The sequence below is a fragment of the Streptomyces sp. JLYT201 genome, from assembly GCF_059448825.1.
Genome location: NZ_CM182551.1, coordinates 1,019,675 through 1,041,768, shown reverse-complemented (window position 1 = coordinate 1,041,768; position 22,094 = coordinate 1,019,675). Strand labels below are relative to the sequence as shown.

Sequence of the window (22,094 nt, the reverse complement as noted above, 5' to 3'; positions counted from 1 at the left end):
GGGCCCGGGGAGCCTCAGCCGACCCGCGCGGGCTCCCGTACGGGGGTCGCGACGTCGGTGGCGCCCGGAGCGGCGGCCTGGCGCCGCCGCAGGTCCGGGATCAGCGAGAGCAGTCCGAGCACCGCGAGTCCGGCGCCGATCCACAGCGGGGCGCGCAGCCCGTAGGCGTCGATGGCGGGGCCGCCGACGGACGTCGCGATGATGATGCCGCCGGTGATGAACGACGAGTGGACGCTGTTGACCAGGGGGCCGGTGTTGCTGGCGCGCTGCACGCGGGTGATCATCGCCGGGTTCATGGTGACGCCCACCAGGCCGATGCCCAGCATCATCGCCACGGCGGCGGCCGGCACGTCGGCGACGAGCGCGAAGCCGACGAGGAAGCCGAGGTTCAGCAGCAGGCCCGTGGCCAGGACGGGCAGGGTGTACCGGTCGGCGAGGCGGCCGACGACGGTGTTGCCGATGAGGGTGGCGGCGCCGTAGGCGATGAGCAGCAGCGGCACGGTGCCGGTGGCGAAGCCGGTGATCTCGGTGAGGATCGGGTTGAGGTAGCTGAAGGCGGAGAAGGTGGCGCCGATGACGAACGTGCTGGTGAGCAGGGAGAGCCAGAGCCGCGGGCTCTTGAAGGCGCCCAGCTCGTCGCGGAGCGGGCCACCGCCCTCGGTGCGCTCGACGTGCGGCACCCCGAAGAACGTCGTGACCGCGGCGAGGGTGGTGAGCACGGTGATGGCCCAGAACGCGGCGCGCCAGCCGAGGTGTTCCCCGACGACGGTGGCCATCGGCAGGCCGAGGAGCGTGCCCAGCATCAGCCCGTTGAGCGCGACGGCGACGGCGCGGCCCCGCATCTCGGGCCGGGCCAGCTGTGTGGCCAGGGAGATGCCGACCCCGAAGAAGGCCTGCGAGGCGATGCCGGTGACCACGCGCGCCACCAGCATGGTCACGTAGTCGGGGGCGAGGGCGGCCAGGACGTTGCCCGCAAGGAAGACGGCGAAGACGACCAGCAGGGCCCGCTTCGGCGCCAGTTTGAGCAGGGCGGCCGTCAGGAACGGTCCGCCGAAGGCCATGGCCATCGCGAAGGCCGTGATCAGATAGCCGATCTCGGGGATCGTGGCGCCGAGCCCGTCGGCCATCTGCGGCATGAGTCCGGCGACGACGAACTCGCTGGTCACCATGGCGAAGATGCCTAGGGCCAGGACGTATACGGCGCGGGGCATGGGTGCTCCTTGAGGTGAGCGGGGCAAATATTGGACAGGTCAGTACAAAAGTAGGGCAGGGGGCACCGCGAAAGGGGCTTCGTGGTGGGTTTCTGCGTGCCCGTGCGGCCGGGAGGGTCAGGGGCGCAGTGCGTCCAGGGCCGTCTCGGCGATGGATTCCAGGACGGCGCGGTCGGCGCCCGCCTGGGCGGAGACCCGCATGCCGCCGATGGTGGCGTTGACGAACCGGGCCAGGGACTCCGTGTCCCGTCGGGCGGTGATGGTGCCGTCGCGCTTGCCCGCGTCGATCGCGATCCGCAGCAGCCGCAGCCGCAGGTCGAGGTCGCGCTGGATCAGCGCGTCCGCGTCGGCGTCGCGCCGGGCGAGCTCGACCACCGTGTTGACGGTGAGGCAGCCGATGCTGCGGCCGTCCTCGCGGTACTCGAACTCGGTGTCGACGATCCGGGCGTACAGCGCGCGGATCCGGTCGAATCCCGGGCGCTCGCTGTCCTCCAGGATCTCCGCCTGCGGGGCGCTCATCATGTCGATGTAGCGGTTCAGCGACCTGCGGAACAGATCGTGCTTGCTGGTGAAGGTGTTGTAGATGCTGCTGCGGCCCAGTCCGGTGGCGTCGCACAGGTCCTGGGTCGAAGTGGCCTCGTAGCCCTTCTCCCAGAAGGCGCGCATCGCCGCGTCCAGGGCCCGCTCCTCGTCGAACGTCCTCGGTCGGGCCATGACGGAACCGTACCTGTTTTGGAACGCACGATGCAATACGGGTGCGCGGGCGAGGGCCCGCCTTCCCGGTGCGGTGCCGGGCGGCACCGCACCGGCGGTGTCAGGCGGGCCACTCCACGGCGAAGGCCGCGGCCGGGTTCGCCGTGAGCATCCGGTCCACCAGGTCCGCGCCGACGGCGCGCGCCAGGCGCGGGCGGACCCCGCGCAGCAGATGCGGCAGGCCGGGCCCGCCGTGCACGGAGCGCGCGGCGGCCGTCGTGGTGTCGCCGCCCAGGAGCAGCCGGGCGCCGTGGCCCGCGTCGGCGAGGGCCCGTACCGCGTCCGGCATGCGCCAGTCCGTGGCGTGGTGGGCGCGCGAGGGCCCGTCGAAGGCCAGATAGGCGCCCGCCGCCGCGGCCCGGAGGTGGACGTCGAGGTCAGGGAAGCGGTTGAGGTGGCCGAGGATCACCTTGGCGGGCGGCACCTCCAGCTCGGCGCAGAGCAGGTCGAGCACGTCCTCGGCGCCGGTGCCCAGCTCCAGGTGGACGGCGATGGGCGCCCCCGTCGCGTGGTGGGCCTCGGCCGCCGCCGCCATCGTCCAGCGGGCGTGGGCGTCCAGGGTGTGGAAGCCGCCCGCGACCTTGATCAGGCCGGCTCGTACGCCGCTGTCGGCGATGCCGTCGGTCAACTCCCTTACGAACAGCGCGGCCAGGCCCGAGGCGCGCAGCGCGGCGAGTGTGTCCTCGTCGTAGTGCACGGCCTGGTGCAGGCCCGTCGCGGCCACGATCCGGGTGTCCGTCGCGCGGGCCAGGGCGGGCAGTTCGGCCGCGTGGCGGCCCATGCCGTGCGGGGTCCACTGGATGAGGCCGCGGCCGCCCGCCGCGCGGAAGGCCGCGAGCTCGTCGGCCGCGGCCCGAGCCGAGTCCAGTTCCTGGCCCGGGAGTTGGGGGCTGCGCAGGAAGAGGTGGTCGTGCGCGTCGCAGACGCCCAGCTCGGACGGCGCGACGTCCCCCGTGACGGTACGGACCGCCGGGCCTGCCCCGCTCACCACGACCTGCCCCGGACGAGCCGGTCGCGCTCGGGCGTCGAGCAGTGCAGGACCTGGAAGACCTCGCCGCGCTCGGCGGGCGCCTCGTGGGCCCAGAGCGAGAACGTCACCGCCTCCCAGTGCCGGGGGTCGACGGCCACGGTCACGCCGACCGCCCCGTCGACGCGGGAGAGGGCCGCCGCGTCGTCGAGGAGCCCGGTGGCGAGGTCCGCGATCCGCACGCCCTCCGCAAGCGGCGCCCGGTGGCGCACCGCCGCCTTGGGCGGGGCGTCGACAGCGGGCCCGGCCTCGTAGGCGAGCGTCGTCCAGTGCTGCACCACCGGCCGCCCGAAGTCGTCGGTGAGCCCCTGGAATCCGGGCCCCCAGAGGAAGGAGTTCATGCCCTCGGCGGTGTTCCAGAGGTAGAAGGGCGCGTACTGGTTCACGGGCGAGCCGTCGACGCCGCGCTCGCGCATGAGGTAGGCCTTGAAGCCGAGGCCGGGGAAGTCGTCGAGGAGATGGCCCTTGGCCGCGACGCGGTCACGGATGACGCCCATGTCGTAGTCGGCGGGCAGGGTGATCTCGTACTGCAGAGCGTGCATGGGGTGCGTACCTGCTGTTCTGTCGGATGCGGGGTCTCAGGCCGGGTACTCGTCGGCGGCGAGGAGTTCCTCCCAGTGGGCGGCGGTGCCGTCGTCGGCGGCCTCCACCACGGCCAGGTGCGTCATGAACGTGCGCGGCCCGGCTCCGTGCCAGTGCCGCTCGCCGGGCGCGATCCACACGGTGTCGCCCGCCCGTAGGGGCTCCACGGGCCCGCCCGCGCGCTGCACCAGGCCCTCGCCCTCGGTGACGTGCAGGACCTGGCCGTGCGGATGGCGGTGCCAGGCGGTGTGCGCGCCCGGGGCGAAGTGGACGTTGAACATCCGTAGCCGGGAGGGGGCTTGGGGGCTTGCGATCTCGTCGAGCCAGACGCTGCCGGTGAAGTGGTCGGCGGGGCCGCGCAGGCTTGCGGGGCGGGTGCGGGTGATGTGCACGGCGTTCCTCTGTGCGTAGTACGGGGACGTGCGGAAAGGGCGGCGCCCCGGGTGCGGGCGCGGGCGCCGGAGTGCGTACGGCGGGCTCAGTGCGGGGCGAGCAGGGCCAGCAGGCCGCGCACGCCCGCGTCGAAGGCGTCGGGGGAGCCCGTGGAGCGGGCCAGGACATAGCCGCCCTGGACCGTCGCGACGATGGTCGACGCGATCTCGTGGGCGTCGAGCGACGGGCCGAACTCGCCCTGGTCCAGGCCCTCCTGGACGATCGCGGCGAGCCGCTCGCGCAGCCACTCCAGGGTCTCGGTGACCGGCGCGCGCAGCGTGTCGCTCGCGATGACGTCCGGGTCCATCGTCAGGCGCCCGACGGGGCAGCCGCGCAACACGTCGCGCTCGCGCAGCAGATACCCGGCGACGCGCTCGTACGCCGACCCGTCGCCGCTCAGCGAGGCCTCGGCGGTGGCGCGCATCTCCTGGGCGGTGCGCCGGATCGCGGCGAGCGCGAGGTCGGGCTTGCCCGAGAAGTGGTGGTACATGCTGCCCTGTCCGGCGCCCGCGTGCTGCTGGATGGCCTTGGGGCTGGTGCCCACATAGCCCCGCTCCCACAGCAGCTCGCGGGTGGACTCGATCAGACGCTCCGGGGTGCTCATGCTTCTACTGTACATACTAATAGGTACAGAGTGCCGGGTGGGGAGGTGTCCACCGCGCCGCCGCACGTGGGGGAGCAGGCGAGACGCCCCCTCGTACTCCCCGGGAGGTACGCGCACTGCCGCTGGCCGTACGACGACTTCGACGCGCCCCCGGACCAGGCTCGGAAGCGACGGAAAGCACGGCTCCGCACCCCTTCGAGGAGATGGACATCATGTACAGCCTGGCGTTCGACGGCGGGCCCGGCCCGTGGATCCTGTTCTTCCCGCTGATCTGGGCGGCCGTGGTGTTCGGCGTGGTCACGGCCTTGCGCCGCACCGTGTGGCGCGGTCGCGGCGGGCCCTGGCGGCGGGGCGCCGCGGGCGTCGACCCGAAGTCGCCCATCGCGGTGCTCGGCCACCGCTTCGCCTCAGGCGAGATCGACGAGGACGAGTACTGGCGCCGCCTCACCGTCCTGAACGAGGAGTTCGGCCACGTGCTCAAGGGAGGCCGGTCATGAGCACCGCCACCACCCCGCAGTCGACCGGAATCCGCTACGCCGCACGGGTCGAGCGGGCCGTCAAGGTCTACGGCTCGACCGCGGCCGCCGAGACCGCGGTGACCGCCCTGGACGACGTCAGCGTCGGCTTCCCTGCGGGGCGCTTCACCGCGATCATGGGCCCGTCCGGCTCGGGCAAGTCCACCCTGATGCACTGCGCCGCGGGCCTGGACACCCTCACCTCGGGCTCCGCCCTCATCGGCGAGACGGACCTCGGCACCCTCGACGACCGGCGTCTGACCCTGCTGCGCCGCGACCGGATCGGCTTCGTCTTCCAGGCCTTCAACCTGGTGCCGACGCTGACCGTCGCGGAGAACATCACCCTGCCGATGGACCTCGCCGGGCGCCGCCGCGACCGCGCGCAGCAGGAGTGGACGGACGCGCTCATCGACGTCGTCGGCCTGCGCGACCGCCTGCACCACCGGCCCGCCGAACTCTCCGGCGGACAGCAGCAACGCGTCGCCGTGGCCCGGGCGTTCGCGGGCCGCCCCGACGTCGTCTTCGCCGACGAGCCCACCGGCAACCTCGACTCGCGCTCCGGCGGGGAGGTCCTCGGGCTGCTCGGCCGCACGGTGCGCCAGATGGACCGCACCGTCGTCATGGTCACCCACGACCCGGTGGCCGCCGCCCACGCCGACGAGGTCGTCTTCCTCGCCGACGGCCGTCTGGTGGACCGCATGCAGGCCCCGACGGCGGACAAGGTCCTCGACCGCATGAAGGCCTTCGAGACCACGGGCGCGGTCCGCTCCGGCCTGGCCTCCTACGACGCGTACGGCGAAGCGGCGTACGGTGCGTCGCGCGCGTACGACCCCACGACGGGAGCGGCGTCATGACCTCCCTCGCCCCCGCCGCGCGCCTCGGCCTCACCTCGCTGCGCGGCCACAAGCGCCGCTTCGCCGGTACGTTCGTCGCGGTGCTGCTCGGCGTCGCGTTCCTCGCGGGCACCCTCGTCATGGGCGACACGCTGCGCGCCGGCTTCGACACGATGTTCGGCGACGCGACCCGCGGCACCGACGCGGTCGTCCGCGCGGAGAACACCATCACCGCGCCCGGCGAGAGCCAGGGCGTCCGGCAGGCCGTCGACTCCGGCCTCGCCGAGCGGATCGCGCGCGTGCCGGGCGTCGCGGCCGCCGAGCCCAGCATCCAGGGCGCCGGCCAGCTCGTCGGCAAGGACGGCGACCCCGTCGGCGGCCAGGGCCCGCCCACCCTCGCGGGCAACTGGATCGAGGACACCGCGCTCAACCCCTACCGGCTCGCCGAGGGCCGCGCCCCGGCGAAGTCCGGCGAGGTCGTCGTCAACCGCGGCGCCGCCGAGCGCGGCGACCTGAAGATCGGCGACACCACGACCCTGCGCACGCCCGACCCGGTCCGGGTGACCGTCGTCGGCCTGGCCACGTTCGGCGGCGAGGACGGGATGGCGCAGACGACGTTCACCGGCATGACCCGCGCGGACGCGGAGAAGCACCTGACGCCGGAGCCCGGCCGGGCCTCGTCCATCCAGGTGCGGGCCGGGCCCGGCACCAGCCAGGCGGAGCTCGTCGACGCGCTGGCCCCCGTCCTGCCCGACGGCGTCGAGGCCATCACCGGCCAGGAGGCCGCGGAGGAGAACTCCGAGATGGTCTCCGGGCAGTTCCTGACCCTCTTCACGACGTTCCTGCTGGTCTTCTCCGGCATCGCGCTGCTGGTGGCGACGTTCTCGATCCACAACACGTTCGCGATCGTCGTCGCCCAGCGCACCCGCGAGAACGCCCTGCTGCGCGCCCTCGGCGCCTCCCGCCGCCAGGTCACCGGCGCGACACTGCTCGAAGCGGGCGCCGTCGCCGTGGTCGCGTCCCTGGCGGGCCTCGCGGGCGGCATCGCCGTCGCGGCCGGGCTCCAGGCGCTGTTCCCCGCCATCGGATTCCCCTTCCCCGAGGGCGACTTGGTGATCAGCGCCACCTCCATGCTGCTGCCCCTCGCGGTCGGCGTCGTCGTCTGCATGGCCTCCGCGCTGCTGCCCGCCGTCCGGGCCGGGCGCACCGCGCCGCTGGCCGCGCTGCGCGAGACGGCCGTCGACCACTCCGGCGCCTCACGGACACGGGCCGTGGCGGGCAGCGCCCTCGGGCTCACCGCCGTCTCCCTCGCGCTGGTCGGGGTCCTCGCCGACCCGTCGGTGTGGCTGGCGGGGACCGGCGCCGTGCTCGCGCTCGCCTCGTTCGTGGTGCTCGGCCCCGTCGCCGCCTCGCGCGCGGTCCGTCTCATCGGGGGCCCGCTCGACCGGCTGCGCGGCGTCACCGGCGCCCTCGCGCGGCGCAATGCCCTGCGCAGCCCCAAGCGCACCGCCGCCACCGCGAGCGCCCTGATGGTCGGCGTCGCCGTCGTCTGCCTGTTCACGGTCTTCGGCGCGTCCCTGAAGGCGACCATGGACCAGACGGTGTCCCGGTCCTTCGCGGGCGACATCGCGGTCAGCACCCCGGGCTTCGGCGCCGGAGGCAGCGGACTGAGCCCGCGCCTGGCCCCCGCGCTCGCCCAGCGCCCGGAGGTCGCCACGGCCGTCGGCCTCGGCAAGGGAGTGGCCGAAGTGGACGGCAAGGGCCGGGCCCTGACCGTCACCGACCCCCGGGCCCTGGCTGAGGCCTTCGACCTCGGCGACGTCCGGGGCGACCTGACCCGGCTCGGCGACGACGGCATCGCCGTCACCCGGGGCGAGGCCGACAAGCGCGGCCTGAAGGTCGGCGACCGCACCGAACTCGCCTTCACCGACGGCAAGAAGGACACCTTCACCGTGCGCGCCGTGTACGGCAGGTCGGAACTCGTGGGCGACTACGTCGTCACCCGCCAGGCCTGGGCCCCGCACCGCGCCCAGGACTCCGACACCCTGGTCTCCGTCACGTTCGAGGACGGCGTGAGCGCCGCCGACGGCAAGGCCGCGGTCTCCGCCGTGGCGAAGGACTACGGCAACCCCGAGGTCCAGACCCGCGACGAGTACGCGCAGTCCTCGGCCGGAGGCATCGACATGATGCTCACCCTCGTCTACGCGCTGCTCGCCCTCGCCGTCCTCATCGCGCTGCTCGGCATCGCCAACACCCTGACCCTCGCCCTGCACGAACGCACCCGGGAGCTGGGCCTGTTGCGGGCCGTCGGTCAGACCCGCGCCCAGCTGCGCGCCATGGTCCGCTGGGAGTCCGTCCTGGTCGCCGCGTTCGGCACCGCGGGCGGCCTGGCGCTCGGCGGCTTCCTCGGCTGGGTCCTGGTCAAGGCGTCCGACGGGGCGTCCGACACCCCCTTCGCGTTCGCCCTTCCGCCGCTGCCGCTCACGGTGGTCGCCCTGGTGGGCGTGGTCGCGGGGGCCCTCGCGGGCCTGCGCCCGGCACGGCGCGCGGCACGTCTCGACGTACTGCGCGCGATCGCGACGGAGTGAGCGGAACGCGGTGGAAGGCGGGATACCAAAGCAGCGGAAAAGCTGAATCAGCGGAAAGGAGGAGCGAGGGAAGGGACGGGGAACAGAGCGACAACGGTCACCGCCCGGTCAGCCAGGAACGGCCGACCGGGCGGGAGTATGCGCGCCGACGGGGGACGCGGCGACGAAGGAGCGGGTGCTCGCGGCGTCGTACGCGGGATACGTCGGCAGGTCCACGGTGGGCGACGGCGCGGCGAGCGTGAACCAGACGACCTTGCCGCGCTCGCCCTCCGGCCTGACGCCCCAGCTGTCGCTGACCGCGGCGACCATGGCGAGCCCGCGGCCGCAGGTCGCGAACTGCTCCGCGTCGCGCACCTCCGGCAGCCGCGGATCGTGGTCGTGGACGGAGACCACGAGACGCCCGAGCATCAGCTCGATGTCCACGGTGCACACTTTGTCCGGCTCCGCGTGCCGGTGGACGTTGGTCAGCAACTCGGTGACGCCGAGCGCGGCCCGGTCTATCAACGGATCGAGATGCCAGTAGCGCAACTGCGCCGATACGATTCTGCGGACTTGACCGATCCGCGACGGCAGGGCTTGGAGCTCTACCGTGCACTGCCTGCTCGGCTGGCTGATCACGGTGCGACTCCCCGAAGTGAGGTCCGGAAGAAGACGGCGTTCCGATCCAGCAGGGGCCGCGCGCTGTCTGCCGCCTGCTGTGGGACCGGCGGCTGGTTCGCAGCGTTATCGCCGGTAAACCCAGAGTGATGTGAAACCAGAGTGACGCAGGGGGTGCGGGCGTGCAACTCGCGCCCGGCTCGGCCCCGTCAGACGTGCCGTCGGCCGCCCGCGCTGCGCAGCGCCTCCAGGAAGGCGCGGACGGAGGGTGGGCCCGGCTCTCCGGGCACCGGATCGTGGTCGCCGAGCGTGAGCCGGTAGCGCGTGCCGTTGACCTCGGCGAGGGCGCGGTCGTGCGGGGCGAACCACGGTTTGCCCGCGCGCACCGCCTGCACCGGTGCGCTGTCGATCTCCGTTCCGTAACTGGTGAGCAGTTCCAGCCTGCCGTCGTTGATCCGGACCTGGCCCGCACGGGTCAGGGAGCGCAGCCGCTTCCCGATCCGCACGCCGGTGGCCCTGAACTCCGGCTCTGCCATGAGGCTCCGCCCCCTCGCGCGCGGTGACGTCCCGCGCATGGTGTGCCGCGGCGTGCCGCGGGCCTTCGTCTGCCGCTGTCCGGGCGCCGCCCGATGGCGCCCGTCCGGGACACTACCCCTGCCCCGTGCGGTGCAGTGTGCACGTGCCCGGCGCCGAGCACTAGGGCGTACGGCGACGACGCACATGCCACTTCCGTGCGTGACCACGTCAGGAACACGAGAGGGCCAGATGGCCGCGACAGCTGCGCCTTTGAGGTACCAAAAGGAGTGTTTATGCAGGTGAGGGCGGTGTTGTAGGTGTTTATCATCAAGAGGCCCGGCCGGATCGAACCGCGTCCGGCACGAACGCGAGGAGCCACGCGGTGAGCACCACCCAGCACGACCCGACCGGCGAGCCCGCCGTCACCCTCGACGTCGACCGCAGCGACCCGGAGTACCGCTCCTGGCTGAAAGAAGCGGTGCGCAAGGTCCAGGCCGACGCCAACCGCTCGGCCGACACGCATCTCCTGCGCTTCCCGCTGCCCGAGCACTGGGGCATCGACCTGTACCTCAAGGACGAGTCGACGCATCCGACCGGCAGTCTCAAGCACCGGCTCGCCCGCTCGCTGTTCCTGTACGGCCTGTGCAATGGCTGGATCCGCCCGGGACGCCCCGTGATCGAGGCCTCCAGCGGGTCGACGGCCGTGTCCGAGGCCTACTTCGCGAAGTTGATCGGCGTGCCCTTCATCGCGGTGATGCCGCGCACGACCAGCGCCGAGAAGTGCCGCCTCATCGAATTCCACGGCGGCCGGTGCCACTTCGTGGACGACTCCCGCACGATGTACGCGGAGTCGGCTGCCCTCGCCGTCGAGACCGGCGGCCACTACATGGACCAGTTCACCTACGCGGAACGGGCCACGGACTGGCGCGGCAACAACAACATCGCCGAGTCGATGTACCAGCAGCTGCGCCTCGAACGCTATCCGGAACCCACGTGGATCGTGGCGACGGCCGGGACCGGCGGCACCTCGGCGACCATCGCCCGCTACGTGCACTACATGCAGCACGACACCCGCATCTGCGTCGCCGACCCGGACAACTCCTGCTTCTTCGACGGCTGGACGCGGCACGACCCCGGCGCCACCAGCGACTGCGGCTCCCGCATCGAGGGCATCGGCCGGCCCCGCATGGAGCCGAGCTTCGTGCCCGGCGCCATCGACCGCATGATGAAGGTCCCGGACGCGGCGAGCGTCGCCGCCGTCCGCGCCCTGGAGCAGGTCATCGGCCGCAAGGCGGGCGGCTCGACCGGCACCGGCCTGTGGAGCGCCCTGAAGATCGTCGCCGAGATGGTGGCGGCGGGCCGCACCGGGAGCGTCGTGACCCTCATCTGCGACCCCGGCGACCGCTACCTGGACAAGTACTACTCCGACGCGTGGCTCGCCGAACAGGGCCTGGACATCCGGCCGTACGCGGCGGCCATAGAGACGCTCCTCGCCACCGGCAGGTGGACGAACGCCTGAGCCCGCCGTGCGCTAGGCCTTCGTGCCCGACAGCCGGCGGTCCAGGTTCCTGACGGAGGCGTCGAAGGTCTTGCCGAGGCCCCTGCGGCCGTGCCGGAAGAGGAACCGCATCAGGCCCCTGGGCTCGACCGCGAAGGTCCAGCGCACCCGCGTCCCGGTGGCGGTGGGCGTCAGCTGCCACTCCTCGACCAGGGCGCGGACCCCGGGTGCGTTCGCGACGTCGACGCGGTAGACGTACCGCGTCGGCGCGTCCGCGGCGAGGATCGTCTCCAGGAGCCGGAAGCCGCCCTGGAGGTGGACCACCCGGCCCGCGCCGTCCCGCGTGGGCCGGGCGCGGGTGACCGACGTGAACCACGCGGGCCACTGCGCCACGTCCACCGCCAGGGCCTGGAACACCGCCTCCGGCGGCGCGGACACCTCGCCGGTGAAGACGTGCCGCACGGGAGCGGTCACGAGGAAGTCGAGCCCCACGGGCCTCAGACGGCGTGGCATCGCACTCAGCCCCCAGCGGACGACGGTGGTGGAACGAGTACGGTCACCTTAGACGAGCACGCTCGACAAGGGCAGTGACCGGCGGACGCCGGGTGACCCTCAGGCCTCCTCGGCGCTCTCCGGCTCGCCCGCCACGACGAGCCGCAGCTGCTCGGCGACCTCCGCGCGGGCGTCGGCGGGCAGCCCCGCGTCGGTCACCAGCGTGTCCACCTGCCCCAGCGTGGCGAAGGAACTCAGGCCCACCGTGCCCCACTTGGTGTGGTCGGCGACCACCACGACGCGGCGCGCGGACTGCACGAGCCGCCGGTTGGTCTCCGCCTCCGCGAGGTTCGGCGTGGACAGACCGGCGTCGGCCGCTATGCCGTGCACCCCGAGGAACAGCACGTCGAAGTGGAGCGCCGCGATCGCCTGGTCGGCGACCGGGCCGACCAGCGAGTCCGAGGGGGTGCGCACCCCGCCGGTGAGGACCACCGTGGCGGCTCCCTGCCGCTGGCCCGAGCTGCGCTGCGCGGAGTGGAAGACGTCCGCGACCCGCACCGAGTTCGTCACCACCGTCAGGTCCGGCACGTCCAGGAGCTGATGTGCGAGCGCGTAGGTCGTCGTGCCGCCGGAGAGCGCGATCGCCGTGCCCGGGGCCACCAGGGCCGCCGCGGCCCGCGCGATGTCCTCCTTGGCGCTGAGTTCAAGACCCGACTTGGCCTCGAACCCCGGCTCGTGCGTGCTCGCCTCCGCCACCGGCACCGCGCCGCCGTGGACCTTCTCCAGGACGCCCTGGCGCGCGAGCGCGTCCAGATCGCGGCGGACCGTCATGTCCGACACGCCCAGCTTCCTGGTGAGCTCGTTGACCCGGACGCCGCCCCGGCGGCGGACCTCGTCCAGGATCAGGGCACGGCGCTGCTCCGCGAGGAGGTGCTGATTCTCACTCACGTCAGGTCCGGCCCTTTCGCCTCGTCAAGCCCGTCATCAGGTCGCCTCATCCTCGCATGCGCCACCGGTGGATAACGAAGGGGGAGATTACGTGACGGCGGGTGCGCGCGGCGCCCCGAGCCGGGATCCTTGGTACTCGCAGTCAGCAGCGCACACCTCGGGGGAAGCAGAACAGTGGAGCGCGCCACGGCGGGGCAGCCCGCGCATGCCAAGGACCCGGCGTCCGGCCCGCCCGCACCGGCGGAGCGGATCGCCCTGGAACTCCTCGTCCACGGCGTCGGCGGCGCCACGCCGCAGGCGATGCTCGACGACCCCAGGACCGTCCGCGTCTTCGGCGACGGCACCGCGGCCGTCCACCGCCGCGCCGACGACGTGACGGCCGAGTCCCGCCCGGAGGACTACCGCGGCCGTCCCGTCCCGGAGGCGTACGTCTGGTCCAACCTCACCTCCGGCAACGGCTCCCGCGCCCTGTGGCTCCTGCTCCTGCCGTTCATGGTGGTCAACCTCGCCCACTGGATGCGCCCCACCGCGCGCCGCATGCGGCGCGCGGTCCGCGCGTACGGCCTCCTGGTGCGCCTCGTCGCGCTCACCCTCACCGTGCTGCTCGTGGCCGCGGCCTGCGAGATAGCGATCGACCTGCTGGCCTGGCAGTGCGCGGGCACCCGCGGGTGCGCGGCCGACCACTCCTGGCTCGGGTTCCTCGCCCCCGGCCCGGCCGGGGGCGGCGGCTGGTGGTCGCAGCCCGGGCGCCGCCTCGCCCTCGCCGCGGCCCTGCCCGCCGCCCTCACCGGCCTGCTCTGGTACCTGTCCCGCCGCACCTGGAGCGCGTACGAGTCCCAGCAGCCGCTGCCGCACCAGCCGGACCCCGAGGAGGCCGCCCGCAACGCCCTCGGCAGGCCCGGCTTCTGGTACGGCCGCCGGATCGTCGCCCGGCTGCGCGCCGCCCACACGGCCGCGGGCCTGCTCACGGTCGCCACCGCCGTGGGCGCGGCCGCCGCCCGCCACGACCGCCGCCCCGGCGGACCCGCGCTCCTGGACGCCCTCGGCTGGACCCTGATGGCGGCCCTCGCCGGGTGCGGGGCCGTCGTGGTGGGCGTGGTGTGCCGCAGGGGCCGCAGCGAACACCGCATCGACATGCGGCTCGACCGCACCCTGGTGCGCCTGCTCCCGCTCACCGCCCTCGCCCTGCTCGTCCTCGCCGTCCTGTACGCCGGGTGGTCGCGCCCCGACTGGACCTCCACGGGCCGCCTCCCGGGCAACACGACCTTCGGCGGCATCGCCCTCGTCCAGGGCGCCCTGGTGCTCGCCCTCGCGGCCGTCGCCACCGGGCTCTACCGAGGGGCGCCCGACTCGCGCACGGCCATACGCGGCCTCGGCGGCCCCGCCGTGGCCATGCTGGCCTGCGCGCTCGGCGGCGTCATGTCCGGCGGCGGCTCGCAGCGCGTCGCCGACTGGCTGGACGGCAGGGGCGGCACGATCGACGGGCCGCCCGCCCTGCTGACCTGGCAGGCCTCGGTCATCCCGCCGCTGCTCGTGGTCGTCGCCGTGCTGTGCGCCGGGCTCGCCGTCGCCACCGCGCGGCGCCTGCGCTTCGAGCTCGCCCGGGTGCCGCGCGAGTACCCCGGCGAGCGCCCCGACACCGCCCGCACCCGCCGCATCGCCGCCAAGCGCGCCAGCGCCACCCTCACCGACCGCGCGCCCCTCATCGTCGGCGTCACCTCGGCCACGACGCTGCTGCTCGGGGCCGCCGCCCTCGTCGGGGCCTGGGTGAGCGACGAGGTCCCCGGCGCGGCCGCCGAGGGCGCGCCCGCCTTCGTCGAGGGCACCGCGCAGACCGCGCAGGCGCTCGGCTCCTGGCTGATCGGCTTCGGCTTCATACTGTTCGTCACCTGGGGCCGCCGCGCCTACCGCGACGCGTCCGCACGCCGCACCATCGGCATCCTCTGGGACGTCGGCACGTTCTGGCCGCGCGCCGCCCACCCGTTCGCGCCGCCCTGCTACGCCGAGCGCGCCGTGCCCGACCTGACCTGGCGCATGGACACCTGGACCCGCGCCACGGGCGGCCGCCTCGTCCTGTCCGGCCACTCGCAGGGCAGCGTCCTCGCCGCGGCGGCTGCCTGGCAGCTGCTGCCGTCCGTGCGCCGCCGGGTCGCGCTGCTCACCTACGGCTCCCCCCTCGAGCGCCTGTACGGCCGCTGGTTCCCCGCGCACTTCGGGCCCGCCGCGCTCAGCTCCCTGCACCGCGAGGTCGACTGCTGGCGCAACCTGTACCGCGCCACCGACCCCATCGGCGGCCCGGTGCGGCTGCACGGCGACTGCGGCCCGCAGGTCGACCGCGCCGCGCTCAAGGACCCGCTCGCCTACGGCCGCACCGCCGAGCACCCGCTGCCCGCGCCCCTCCTCGGCCACGGCGACTACCAGGCCGACCCGGCGTTCGCCGAGGAGCGGGCCCGGCTGCTCGCCCGGCTCAGGCCCGCCGTGCCGCGCTCCGCGACCGTCCCGTCGCCGACCCCCGTACCGGCTCCCGCACCAGCCCCTACACCAGCTCCGGAAGGTCGTCCGGATACAGCAGGGTGAGTTCCTCGGTGCTCGGCGCCGCCACCTGCGCGACGCGGCCCGCGTGCCGCTCCACCATCGCCTCGAACGTCTGCCGCGCGGTCCGGCCGTTGCCGAACGTGGGGCCCTTCGGGATGGCCGTGAAGTACTTCAGGAGCGCCTCGGCGGTGCCCGTGCCGAGCGTGTACTCGTGCTCCTCCGCCTGCTGCTCGACGATGCGCAGGAGCTCCTCGGCGTCGTAGTCGCCGAACGTGATGGTGCGCGAGAAGCGGGACGCCACCCCGGGGTTGACGGACAGGAAGCGGTTCATCTCGTCCGTGTAGCCCGCGACGATCACCACGACCGCCTCGCGGTGGTCCTCCATCAGCTTCACGAGCGTGTCGATGGCCTCCCGGCCGAAGTCGCGCCCGGAGTCCTCCGGCGAGAGCGCATACGCCTCGTCGATGAACAGGACGCCGCCGCGGGCCTTCTCGAACGCCTCCTGGGTGCGGATCGCCGTCGAGCCGATGTGCTCGCCCACCAGGTCCACGCGCGACACCTCGACGAGGTGGCCGCGCTCCAGGACGCCGAGCGAGGCCAGGATCTCGCCGTAGAGCCGGGCCACGGTCGTCTTGCCCGTGCCGGGGGAGCCGGTGAACACCAGGTGGCGGCGGACCGAGGCGGCCTTCAGGCCCGCCTCCTGGCGGCGCCGACCCACCTCGATCATGTCGGTGAGCGCCCGCACCTCGCGCTTGACGCTCTCCAGGCCCACCAGCGTGTCGAGTTCGCCGAGCACCGCCTTGGAGGTGCGGGAGGGCTGCGGGGCGGGCCGTGCGGGCGGCTGCTCGGTGGCGCGCGGCTCGGGCACCGCGCCGAGCAGCCCCGTGGACTGCGTGGCCGTCCGCACCGGCGGCTCGGGCACGGCGGGCCGCGCGCTGGCGCTCTCGTCGCTGGTGCAGCCCTCGACGAGCGGGCCGTCCTCCGCGAATTCGTAGCCGCCGCGCGCGCACCGCTCGGTGCGGCAGCGCTTCAGCGTCGTACGGCAGCCGTCGAGGACGTGGAAGCCGTAGCCCCCGCTGTCGACGACCTTGCAGCGGTGGAAGCTGCCGCGGCCGCCCGCCGAGACGTAGAAGCCCGCCTCGGCCGGGGAGGTGACCGTGCACCGCTCGATGGTCGGATCGGCGCCCTTGGTGACGATCACGCCCGTCTGCGTGCCGTCCACGGTGCAGTCCGCGAGGACGCCGCCGCTGCCGTGGTCGCGGAACCACGCGCCGGTGGCCGCCTCCCGGATGCGCACGTCGTCGAGCTGGGCGGTCGCGCCGTCGCTCACCGACACCGCCGTGTTGCGCACCTGCGTCAGATCGCTGTCTATGACGTCGACGCGCGAGCCCCGGTCGAGGACGAACAGCGCGTCCGGCACGTCGTGCACCCGGCACGACTCCAGGACGGCCGTCGCCCCGTCGCTGACCCACACCGCCGGGTAGTCGCCCGTGCTGTCGTGGATCTCGCACTGGTTGGCGTCCACGCGGGTGCCCGGGTCCCACACCGACAGGCCGTTGCGCCCGAACTCGCGCACCGTGGTGCGCGTCAGCGTGAGGACCGAGCGCGAGCGCAGGTCGACCGCGTTCTCCGGGATGTCGTGGATGCGGCAGTCGGCGAGGGTGAGGACCGCGTCCGTGTCGAGCGTCACGCCGTCGGACGTCGTGCGGTGCACCGCGCAGTCCGTCAGGTGCGCCGTGGCGCGCGCGGTGATCTGCACGCCCGCGCCCTTGACCTCGTACACCTCGCAGCCGACGGCCTCCAGGCCGCTGTGCTCGCCGGTCACGGACAGGCCCGCGCCCGAGGTGTGGTGGACCCGGCAGCGCTCCAGACGCGGATGTCCGCCGCCGCGCACCGCGACCCCGGACTGGCCCGCCGCGACGACCTCGCACTCCTCGAACACCCCGCCGCCGCCGTCGAGTACGGCGATGCCGATGCCGCCCGCGTTGTCGACCGTGCAGCGGCGCAGGGTGGGCCGGGCGCCGCCGCGGACCTCGATGCCGGCCGCCGAGCGCGTCATCACCCGCAGGTCCGCGAGCTCCGGCGCCCCGTCCTCGACGAGCAGCGCGGGCGCGGCCGAGTCCTGGCCCTCGATGTGCAGGTCCTGGACGACGGCGGAGGCCCGCACCGTCAGGGGCACGCCGTCGGCGGGCGCGATGCGCACGGAGCCGGGGGAGCCCTCGGGGCCGCGCAGCGTCACCGCCCGCTGGACGACGAGGTTCTCGCGGTACGTCCCCGGGGCCACTGTCAGGACGTCCCCGTCGCCCGCGGCCTCCAGGGCGGCGGCCAGCGATGCGTACTCTCCCGTGCGGCGCCGCCACCGCGACGTACCGGTGTGCGTCACCTGGACCGTGCCCTGTGCCATGGAGTTGCTCTGCCCCCACCTCGACGTACGCGGGTACCCCGCGCCCGCGCGCGAGGAGGCCGAAGAGTCGGCCCGCTCCACCGTAGCGCGCGCGGCGCGGGGGAGTTGACCTGATGGGCAGGCTCTCACCAGCTCAAGCGCCGGTACCGGTCTTGCCCCAGTCCGGGCCCGCCTGCTGCCAGGCCTGGTCCCAGCGGGCGTAGCGCCGCCGGACGATGTGCCACAGGAGCAGTCGCCGGGCGCCCTCGACGAGGCCGGCGCTCGCGAGGGCGGCGCCGAATCCGGCGAGGGCGGCGTGGGTCGTCGCGGTGGCCGGGTCGAGCGGGCGGCCGACGACCCGGCCGGTGCGGTCGGTCCAGACCGTGAACCGGTCGCCGGGGTGCGGTGACTTGAGGCCGGACGCGACCGTGCCCGCGTGGCCCGAGCCGTCCGGCCCCTTCCAGTGGGCGAGCACGCGGTGGTGCGCGTCCCGCGCGGAGGAGGTCTCCGGGTCGGGGTCGAGGGGCGGCTGGTCGAGCTTCTTCAGGACGGTGGCCGTCACGACGTGGCGGGCCGCGCGCTGGGCCTCCACCGAGCGCAGCAGCGCGTCATTGGTCAGACTGCCCGTCACGGCGCCGACCACCGGGGCCCCGACGACGATGAGGACGAGCGCGACAAGCGCTGCCCAGGCCTCGGCGAGGTCCGTCGCGCGGCGCAGTGGATTGCGGCGCCAGCGCCAGAGTCCGGCGATCGCTCGCACGGTCCTGCACCCCCTTCCGCGTCCGTCACCACGGCCCTAACCGCGGACGGCCCGGCTCACGCATGGGTCACGAGAACCGAGGATGACATCGGCCTGTTCCCCGTCGCTTTCCGGACTCCTGCCGACGGGGCCCGGCAGCGCCCTCACCGGTGTTTTCCCACCGGCTCCGATGGTTTCCATCGAACCTCAACGGCCGTGCCCCGCCTTCGAGTTCCCCACGACCGTCCTGTTCATTCGGGGATCTTCGGAGGGTCACCGATACGGATGGCGCCTCTCGCCCGCGGGACGAAGTCCGCCCGGGCGGGCAGTCACGGGCCCCGCACATTAGGCCGGAAACGGCTCCTGGGCGCTCCGGCCGTGTGCGCGCATACGAAAGCCGCCGTCGACCCATGGGTCGACGGCGGCTGCCAGGCGTGCCCCCCGGACGCCTGCGGCGGATGAACGTGGAGCGATCGATCGGTGGACCCGACGCGCGGCCGTGCTGTCAGTGGTCGCTGACGGCGTCGGCCGCGGCCGGTCAGTAGCCCCGGTACTGCTGCCGGTTGTACGGGTCCTCGTGGGGCGCGGGCGCCGGGCGGGGCGCCGCGGGGCGCATCGCCTCATAGCCCGTCGTGGTCCCCATGGGCCGCTGCTGCTGCGGGCCCGGATAGCCGCGGGGCGGACCCGCCTGCTGCGGGATGTACGGCGCCGGGGCCTGCTGCAGCGGTGCGGGCTGCGGCGCGGGCGCGTAGCCGTGGGCGGCGTTCGGAGGGGCGGCCATCGAGGGCCCGGAGGGCGCCGACGGCAGGGCGGGCAGCGCGGGCGGAAGGGCCGGGAGGTGGCTGCCCGTGTCATAGGGGGACGGGTTCACCCGGATCGGGGCGATCTGCGGGGTGCCCCGCTCGGCGACCAGAGAGTCGTAGATCGGAGTGTCCGGGAAGGACGGCGCGGAGTAGTAACCGCCGCCATAGGTGGAGCGGGGGGAGGTCATGCTCCATAAGTTAAGCCCTTGATGTGCTGGTTGGGGAGACCGATAAGAGGGTTGATTGCCGTGTTGCCCGTGCCTTCGGGCCCTCAATGCGAGCGAACCTGGGAAAATCGGTCGCGCGGCGGCGTAGGGATCCTGTAAAAGGCGGGGATCTCGGGGGTTACCGGTGGTCGACCGGCGGTTGACGCGGAGCGATGGCCGGGTGGGTCCGTGCGCGTCCGCGAATGCCAGGTAATAGGTTGGGCGGGAACGGAACGGCGGTCCTGCCGGACCCGGCACTGGTGATGGGGGCAGACATGTCTATGGCCAAAGGTTCGAATGTTCCCGTGGGGGCAACTGCCGTACGGGTCGAATTGGGCTGGGGTTCCGGACCCGGAGTTCCGGACGCCGACGCGTCCGCTCTGTTGCTCGCGGGCTCCGGAAAGGTGCGCTCGGACGCGGACTTCGTCTTCTACAACCAGGCGACGCACGCCTCGGGCGCCGTGCGCCACGAGGGCAAGCGGAGCGCGGGCGGCACCGTGACCGACGCGCTGGTCGTCGACCTCGCGCGCGTGGAGCCCGCCGTCGAGACGGTGGTCCTGGCCGCGTCCTCGGACGGCGGCACGTTCGGCAAGGTGCCCGGGCTGCACATCCGGGTCCTCGACGCCGCGAGCGGCGCGGAGATCGCGCGCTACGACAGCGCCGACGCGAGCGTGGAGACGGCGTTCGTCCTCGGCGAGCTCTACCGGCGCCAGGGCGCCTGGAAGTTCCGCGCCGTCGGCCAGGGGTACAGCAGCGGCCTGGAGGGCCTGGCGACGGACTACGGCATCACCGTGGACGAGCCCCAGCAGGCGGCCGCGCCGACCCCGCCCCCGGCCCCCGCCCCGCCGGTGGCGGCTCCCGCGCCCGCCCCGGCCCCGCCCGTGACCGCGCCCGCCCCCGTCACGCCCCCGCCGCCGGCCGCCGCCCAGCCCGTGCGCCTGACCAAGGTCACGCTCACGAAGGAGGCGCCCACGGTCTCCCTGACCAAGCAGGGCGGCACCTCGGGCGCGCTGCGCGTGAACCTCAACTGGGAGGTGCGCAAGCAGTTCAAGGGGTGGGCCAGCAAGCTCGGCCGGGCCGTGGCGATGCACGCCGACCTGGACCTCGACCTGTGCGCGCTGTTCGAACTGGCCGACGGGCGCAAGGGAGTCGTCCAGGCCCTCGGCAACGCCTTCGGATCCCTCCACCAGCCCCCGTACATCCTCCTGGACGGCGACGACCGCACCGGAGCCGTGTCGACCGGTGAGAACCTCACCGTCAACCTCGACCGTACGCAGGAGTTCAAGCGCATGGTCATCTTCGTGACCATCTACGAGGGCGCGCGCAGCTTCGCCGACCTCAACGCGACGGTCACGCTGACTCCGCAGCACGGCGCGCCGATCGAGTTCTCCCTGGACGAGTGCACGGTGCCGTCGACGGTGTGCGCCCTCGCGCTCATCACCAACCAGAACGGCGAGCTGGTCGTCCAGCGCGAGGCCCGCTATCTGGTGCCCGAGCGCGGCGTGAGCCCGCAGCGCACCATCGACTACGCGTACGGCTGGGGCATGAACTGGACGCCCGGCAGGAAGTGACGTCCGGCACCGGCGCCTCCGGGCAGGGCGGAGGCGCCGGTCAGGGCCGCGAGTCGGGGGCCGCCTCAGGGGCGGCCCCGTACGTCCGGCCCTTCCACGCGGCGCCGCGCCCCCGGTAGTGCTGCACCGCCGAGTCCACCGTCATCAGCAGGTACAGGAAGGCCGTGCCGGGCAGCGTGAGCGCGAGCCACAGCGGCTGGCGGTAGTAGCGCAGCATCGGCAGATACGTGGCCGTCATGACGAGCCAGGCGGTGCCGCCCACGGCCGCGGCGGTGGTGTCGCCCCCGGCCAGGCCGACGACCAGGCCGACGGGCGGCACCAGGTAGATCACGGCGAGCCCCACGACCGTCCCGAGGAGCACCGCCGGGTTGTGGCGCAGCTGGGCGTAGGCGCTGCGCGCCACCATCCGCCACAGGTCCGCGAGGGCCGGGTAGGGGCGCACGCTGTCGACGCGGTCGGCGAGCCCCAGCCAGATGTGCCCGCCGCTCCGCTTGACCGCCCGCGCGAGGGCCACGTCGTCGATCACCGCATGCCGGATGGCGTCCGGCACCCCCGCTCGCGCGGCGGCCTCCGCGCGCAGCAGCACACAGCCACCGGCCGCGGCGGCGGTCCGCCCGTCCTTGCGCGCGATCCAGCGGAACGGGTACAGCTGCGCGAAGAAGTAGACGAACGCGGGAACGACCAGGCGCTCCCACACGCTGGCCACGCGGAGCCGGGCCATCTGCGACACCAGGTCGAAGCCGCCGGACTCGGCGGCGGCCACCAACTCCCGCAGGCTGTCGGGCTCATGGGCGATGTCCGCGTCGGTGAGCAGCAGGTACTCCGGCTCGCGCGCGCGGGCCAGGCCGATGCCGTGCCGCACCGCCCACAGCTTGCCCGTCCAGCCCCCGGGCGGTTCGCCCGGCGAGCCGACGGTCAGCGCAAGGCCCCCGTGACGGTCGGACAGCTCCCGCGCGAGAGCCCCGGTGCCGTCGGTGCTGCCGTCGTCGACGAGGAACACCTCGGCCCGCCCCGGATAGTCCTGGGCGAGCAGCGACGGCAGGCTGGCGGGCAGCACCTCGGCCTCGTCGCGCGCGGGGACGACGACGGCCACCGCCGGCCATCGCTCCGGCTCGCGCCGGGGCGGCAGGCGCAGGTCCGTGCGCCAGAAGAAGCCCTGTCCGGCCAGCAGCCACAGCCACGCGGCGAGCGAGGCGGCACAGATCCACGCAACGGCACTCATCCGCCGCAGTCTGCCCCACGGTGACCGGGTTGTACGGCC

General features: G+C 73.8%; 20 protein-coding genes. 6 read left to right on the top strand and 14 right to left on the bottom strand.

The genetic code is table 11. The features are described 5' to 3' along the window. Window positions 1–14 precede the first annotated feature (14 nt). The 6 genes from AC5WAM_RS04440 to AC5WAM_RS04415 form a co-directional block, all read right to left on the bottom strand. Window positions 15–1,211 carry an MFS transporter gene (locus tag AC5WAM_RS04440; RefSeq protein WP_495521648.1) on the bottom strand — a complete coding sequence of 399 codons (1,197 nt, stop codon included), beginning with the start codon at window positions 1,209–1,211 and terminating at the stop codon, window positions 15–17. Window positions 1,212–1,328: 117 nt separating this feature from the next. Beyond that, window positions 1,329–1,925 (bottom strand): TetR/AcrR family transcriptional regulator, encoded by a 597-nt coding sequence (locus AC5WAM_RS04435; RefSeq protein ID WP_495521647.1) that lies wholly within the window; start codon window positions 1,923–1,925, stop codon window positions 1,329–1,331. Between the two features lie 100 nt (window positions 1,926–2,025). Then, window positions 2,026–2,955, bottom strand: coding sequence for a phosphotriesterase family protein (locus AC5WAM_RS04430; protein WP_495521646.1), 930 nt, complete (start codon window positions 2,953–2,955; stop codon window positions 2,026–2,028). Next, a complete protein-coding gene (locus tag AC5WAM_RS04425; protein WP_495521645.1) occupies window positions 2,949–3,533 on the bottom strand; it encodes a DUF4865 family protein in 585 nt (194 codons plus the stop codon). The genes AC5WAM_RS04430 and AC5WAM_RS04425 overlap by 7 nt, the downstream gene beginning before the upstream one ends. 36 nt (window positions 3,534–3,569) lie before the next feature. Beyond that, window positions 3,570–3,965: a (R)-mandelonitrile lyase gene (locus AC5WAM_RS04420; protein ID WP_495521644.1), complete on the bottom strand. Its 396-nt coding sequence runs from the start codon at window positions 3,963–3,965 to the stop codon at window positions 3,570–3,572. Window positions 3,966–4,051: 86 nt separating this feature from the next. Continuing rightward, the gene (locus tag AC5WAM_RS04415; protein WP_495521643.1) at window positions 4,052–4,609 is read right to left on the bottom strand and encodes a TetR/AcrR family transcriptional regulator; all 558 of its coding nucleotides are present in this window, start codon (window positions 4,607–4,609) and stop codon (window positions 4,052–4,054) included. A 212-nt stretch (window positions 4,610–4,821) separates the two neighbouring features. Here AC5WAM_RS04415 and AC5WAM_RS04410 point away from each other — a divergent pair, with 212 nt between their 5' ends. From AC5WAM_RS04410 to AC5WAM_RS04400, 3 genes are read left to right on the top strand one after another with little or no spacing between them, the layout of a single operon-like run. Beyond that, window positions 4,822–5,106 (top strand): SHOCT domain-containing protein, encoded by a 285-nt coding sequence (locus AC5WAM_RS04410; RefSeq protein ID WP_495521642.1) that lies wholly within the window; start codon window positions 4,822–4,824, stop codon window positions 5,104–5,106. Beyond that, entirely contained in the window at window positions 5,103–5,978 is an 876-nt protein-coding gene (locus AC5WAM_RS04405) for an ABC transporter ATP-binding protein (RefSeq protein ID WP_366792045.1), read from the top strand. Before AC5WAM_RS04410 ends, AC5WAM_RS04405 begins: the two co-directional genes overlap by 4 nt. Beyond that, entirely contained in the window at window positions 5,975–8,545 is a 2,571-nt protein-coding gene (locus AC5WAM_RS04400) for an ABC transporter permease (protein ID WP_495521641.1), read from the top strand. Before AC5WAM_RS04405 ends, AC5WAM_RS04400 begins: the two co-directional genes overlap by 4 nt. A 108-nt stretch (window positions 8,546–8,653) precedes the next feature. Here the strand turns inward: AC5WAM_RS04400 and AC5WAM_RS04395 are convergent, their stop codons facing one another. Continuing rightward, a complete protein-coding gene (locus tag AC5WAM_RS04395) occupies window positions 8,654–9,163 on the bottom strand; it encodes an ATP-binding protein (RefSeq protein ID WP_138964592.1) in 510 nt (169 codons plus the stop codon). 188 nt (window positions 9,164–9,351) lie between these two features. After that, window positions 9,352–9,678 carry a hypothetical protein gene (locus tag AC5WAM_RS04390; protein WP_242727896.1) on the bottom strand — a complete coding sequence of 109 codons (327 nt, stop codon included), beginning with the start codon at window positions 9,676–9,678 and terminating at the stop codon, window positions 9,352–9,354. Window positions 9,679–10,040: 362 nt separating this feature from the next. On the opposite strand from AC5WAM_RS04390, the gene cds1 reads away from it, so the two are divergent. After that, window positions 10,041–11,177, top strand: a complete 1,137-nt coding sequence (gene cds1, locus AC5WAM_RS04385) for an L-cysteine desulfhydrase Cds1 (RefSeq protein WP_138964596.1) — start codon at window positions 10,041–10,043, stop codon at window positions 11,175–11,177. Between the two features lie 12 nt (window positions 11,178–11,189). Here cds1 and AC5WAM_RS04380 read toward each other — a convergent pair whose 3' ends face one another. Further along, entirely contained in the window at window positions 11,190–11,669 is a 480-nt protein-coding gene (locus AC5WAM_RS04380; RefSeq protein WP_495521640.1) for an SRPBCC family protein, read from the bottom strand. Between the two features lie 99 nt (window positions 11,670–11,768). After that, window positions 11,769–12,596: a DeoR/GlpR family DNA-binding transcription regulator gene (locus tag AC5WAM_RS04375; protein WP_495521639.1), complete on the bottom strand. Its 828-nt coding sequence runs from the start codon at window positions 12,594–12,596 to the stop codon at window positions 11,769–11,771. 300 nt (window positions 12,597–12,896) lie between these two features. On the opposite strand from AC5WAM_RS04375, the gene AC5WAM_RS04370 reads away from it, so the two are divergent. Further along, window positions 12,897–15,173 (top strand): hypothetical protein, encoded by a 2,277-nt coding sequence (locus AC5WAM_RS04370; protein ID WP_495523501.1) that lies wholly within the window; start codon window positions 12,897–12,899, stop codon window positions 15,171–15,173. Here AC5WAM_RS04370 and AC5WAM_RS04365 read toward each other — a convergent pair. From AC5WAM_RS04365 to AC5WAM_RS04355, 3 genes are all read right to left on the bottom strand, one after another. Then, window positions 15,133–17,535, bottom strand: a complete 2,403-nt coding sequence (locus tag AC5WAM_RS04365; RefSeq protein ID WP_495521638.1) for a right-handed parallel beta-helix repeat-containing protein — start codon at window positions 17,533–17,535, stop codon at window positions 15,133–15,135. The two genes, AC5WAM_RS04370 and AC5WAM_RS04365, sit on opposite strands and share 41 nt — an antisense overlap. Before the next feature lie 133 nt (window positions 17,536–17,668). Then, a complete protein-coding gene (locus tag AC5WAM_RS04360) occupies window positions 17,669–18,274 on the bottom strand; it encodes an Rv1733c family protein (protein ID WP_366792038.1) in 606 nt (201 codons plus the stop codon). Window positions 18,275–18,791: 517 nt separating this feature from the next. Next, window positions 18,792–19,244 (bottom strand): DUF6643 family protein, encoded by a 453-nt coding sequence (locus AC5WAM_RS04355; RefSeq protein ID WP_366792037.1) that lies wholly within the window; start codon window positions 19,242–19,244, stop codon window positions 18,792–18,794. Between the two features lie 281 nt (window positions 19,245–19,525). Between AC5WAM_RS04355 and AC5WAM_RS04350 the strand changes: the two genes are divergently transcribed. Beyond that, on the top strand, window positions 19,526–20,833 hold the full coding sequence (locus AC5WAM_RS04350) for a TerD family protein (protein WP_495523500.1): 1,308 nt from the start codon (window positions 19,526–19,528) through the stop codon (window positions 20,831–20,833). A gap of 40 nt (window positions 20,834–20,873) precedes the next feature. On the opposite strand, the gene AC5WAM_RS04345 is transcribed toward AC5WAM_RS04350, so the two are convergent. Next, window positions 20,874–22,055 carry a glycosyltransferase gene (locus tag AC5WAM_RS04345; RefSeq protein ID WP_495521637.1) on the bottom strand — a complete coding sequence of 394 codons (1,182 nt, stop codon included), beginning with the start codon at window positions 22,053–22,055 and terminating at the stop codon, window positions 20,874–20,876. Window positions 22,056–22,094: the final 39 nt, after the last annotated feature.

Excerpts from the sequence above, each read along its gene's own strand:
- AC5WAM_RS04355 (WP_366792037.1), bottom strand. The coding sequence starts at position 19,244 with ATGACCTCCCCCCGCTCCACCTATGGCGGCGGTTACTACTCCGCGCCG.
- AC5WAM_RS04380 (WP_495521640.1), bottom strand. The coding sequence starts at position 11,669 with ATGCCACGCCGTCTGAGGCCCGTGGGGCTCGACTTCCTCGTGACCGCT.
- AC5WAM_RS04425 (WP_495521645.1), bottom strand. The coding sequence starts at position 3,533 with ATGCACGCTCTGCAGTACGAGATCACCCTGCCCGCCGACTACGACATG.
- AC5WAM_RS04415 (WP_495521643.1), bottom strand. The coding sequence starts at position 4,609 with ATGAGCACCCCGGAGCGTCTGATCGAGTCCACCCGCGAGCTGCTGTGG.
- AC5WAM_RS04405 (WP_366792045.1), top strand. The coding sequence starts at position 5,103 with ATGAGCACCGCCACCACCCCGCAGTCGACCGGAATCCGCTACGCCGCA.
- AC5WAM_RS04410 (WP_495521642.1), top strand. The coding sequence starts at position 4,822 with ATGTACAGCCTGGCGTTCGACGGCGGGCCCGGCCCGTGGATCCTGTTC.
- AC5WAM_RS04400 (WP_495521641.1), top strand. The coding sequence starts at position 5,975 with ATGACCTCCCTCGCCCCCGCCGCGCGCCTCGGCCTCACCTCGCTGCGC.
- AC5WAM_RS04350 (WP_495523500.1), top strand. The coding sequence starts at position 19,526 with ATGGGGGCAGACATGTCTATGGCCAAAGGTTCGAATGTTCCCGTGGGG.
- AC5WAM_RS04370 (WP_495523501.1), top strand. The coding sequence starts at position 12,897 with ATGCTCGACGACCCCAGGACCGTCCGCGTCTTCGGCGACGGCACCGCG.
- AC5WAM_RS04435 (WP_495521647.1), bottom strand. The coding sequence starts at position 1,925 with ATGGCCCGACCGAGGACGTTCGACGAGGAGCGGGCCCTGGACGCGGCG.
- AC5WAM_RS04345 (WP_495521637.1), bottom strand. The coding sequence starts at position 22,055 with ATGAGTGCCGTTGCGTGGATCTGTGCCGCCTCGCTCGCCGCGTGGCTG.
- AC5WAM_RS04365 (WP_495521638.1), bottom strand. The coding sequence starts at position 17,535 with ATGGCACAGGGCACGGTCCAGGTGACGCACACCGGTACGTCGCGGTGG.
- AC5WAM_RS04440 (WP_495521648.1), bottom strand. The coding sequence starts at position 1,211 with ATGCCCCGCGCCGTATACGTCCTGGCCCTAGGCATCTTCGCCATGGTG.
- AC5WAM_RS04390 (WP_242727896.1), bottom strand. The coding sequence starts at position 9,678 with ATGGCAGAGCCGGAGTTCAGGGCCACCGGCGTGCGGATCGGGAAGCGG.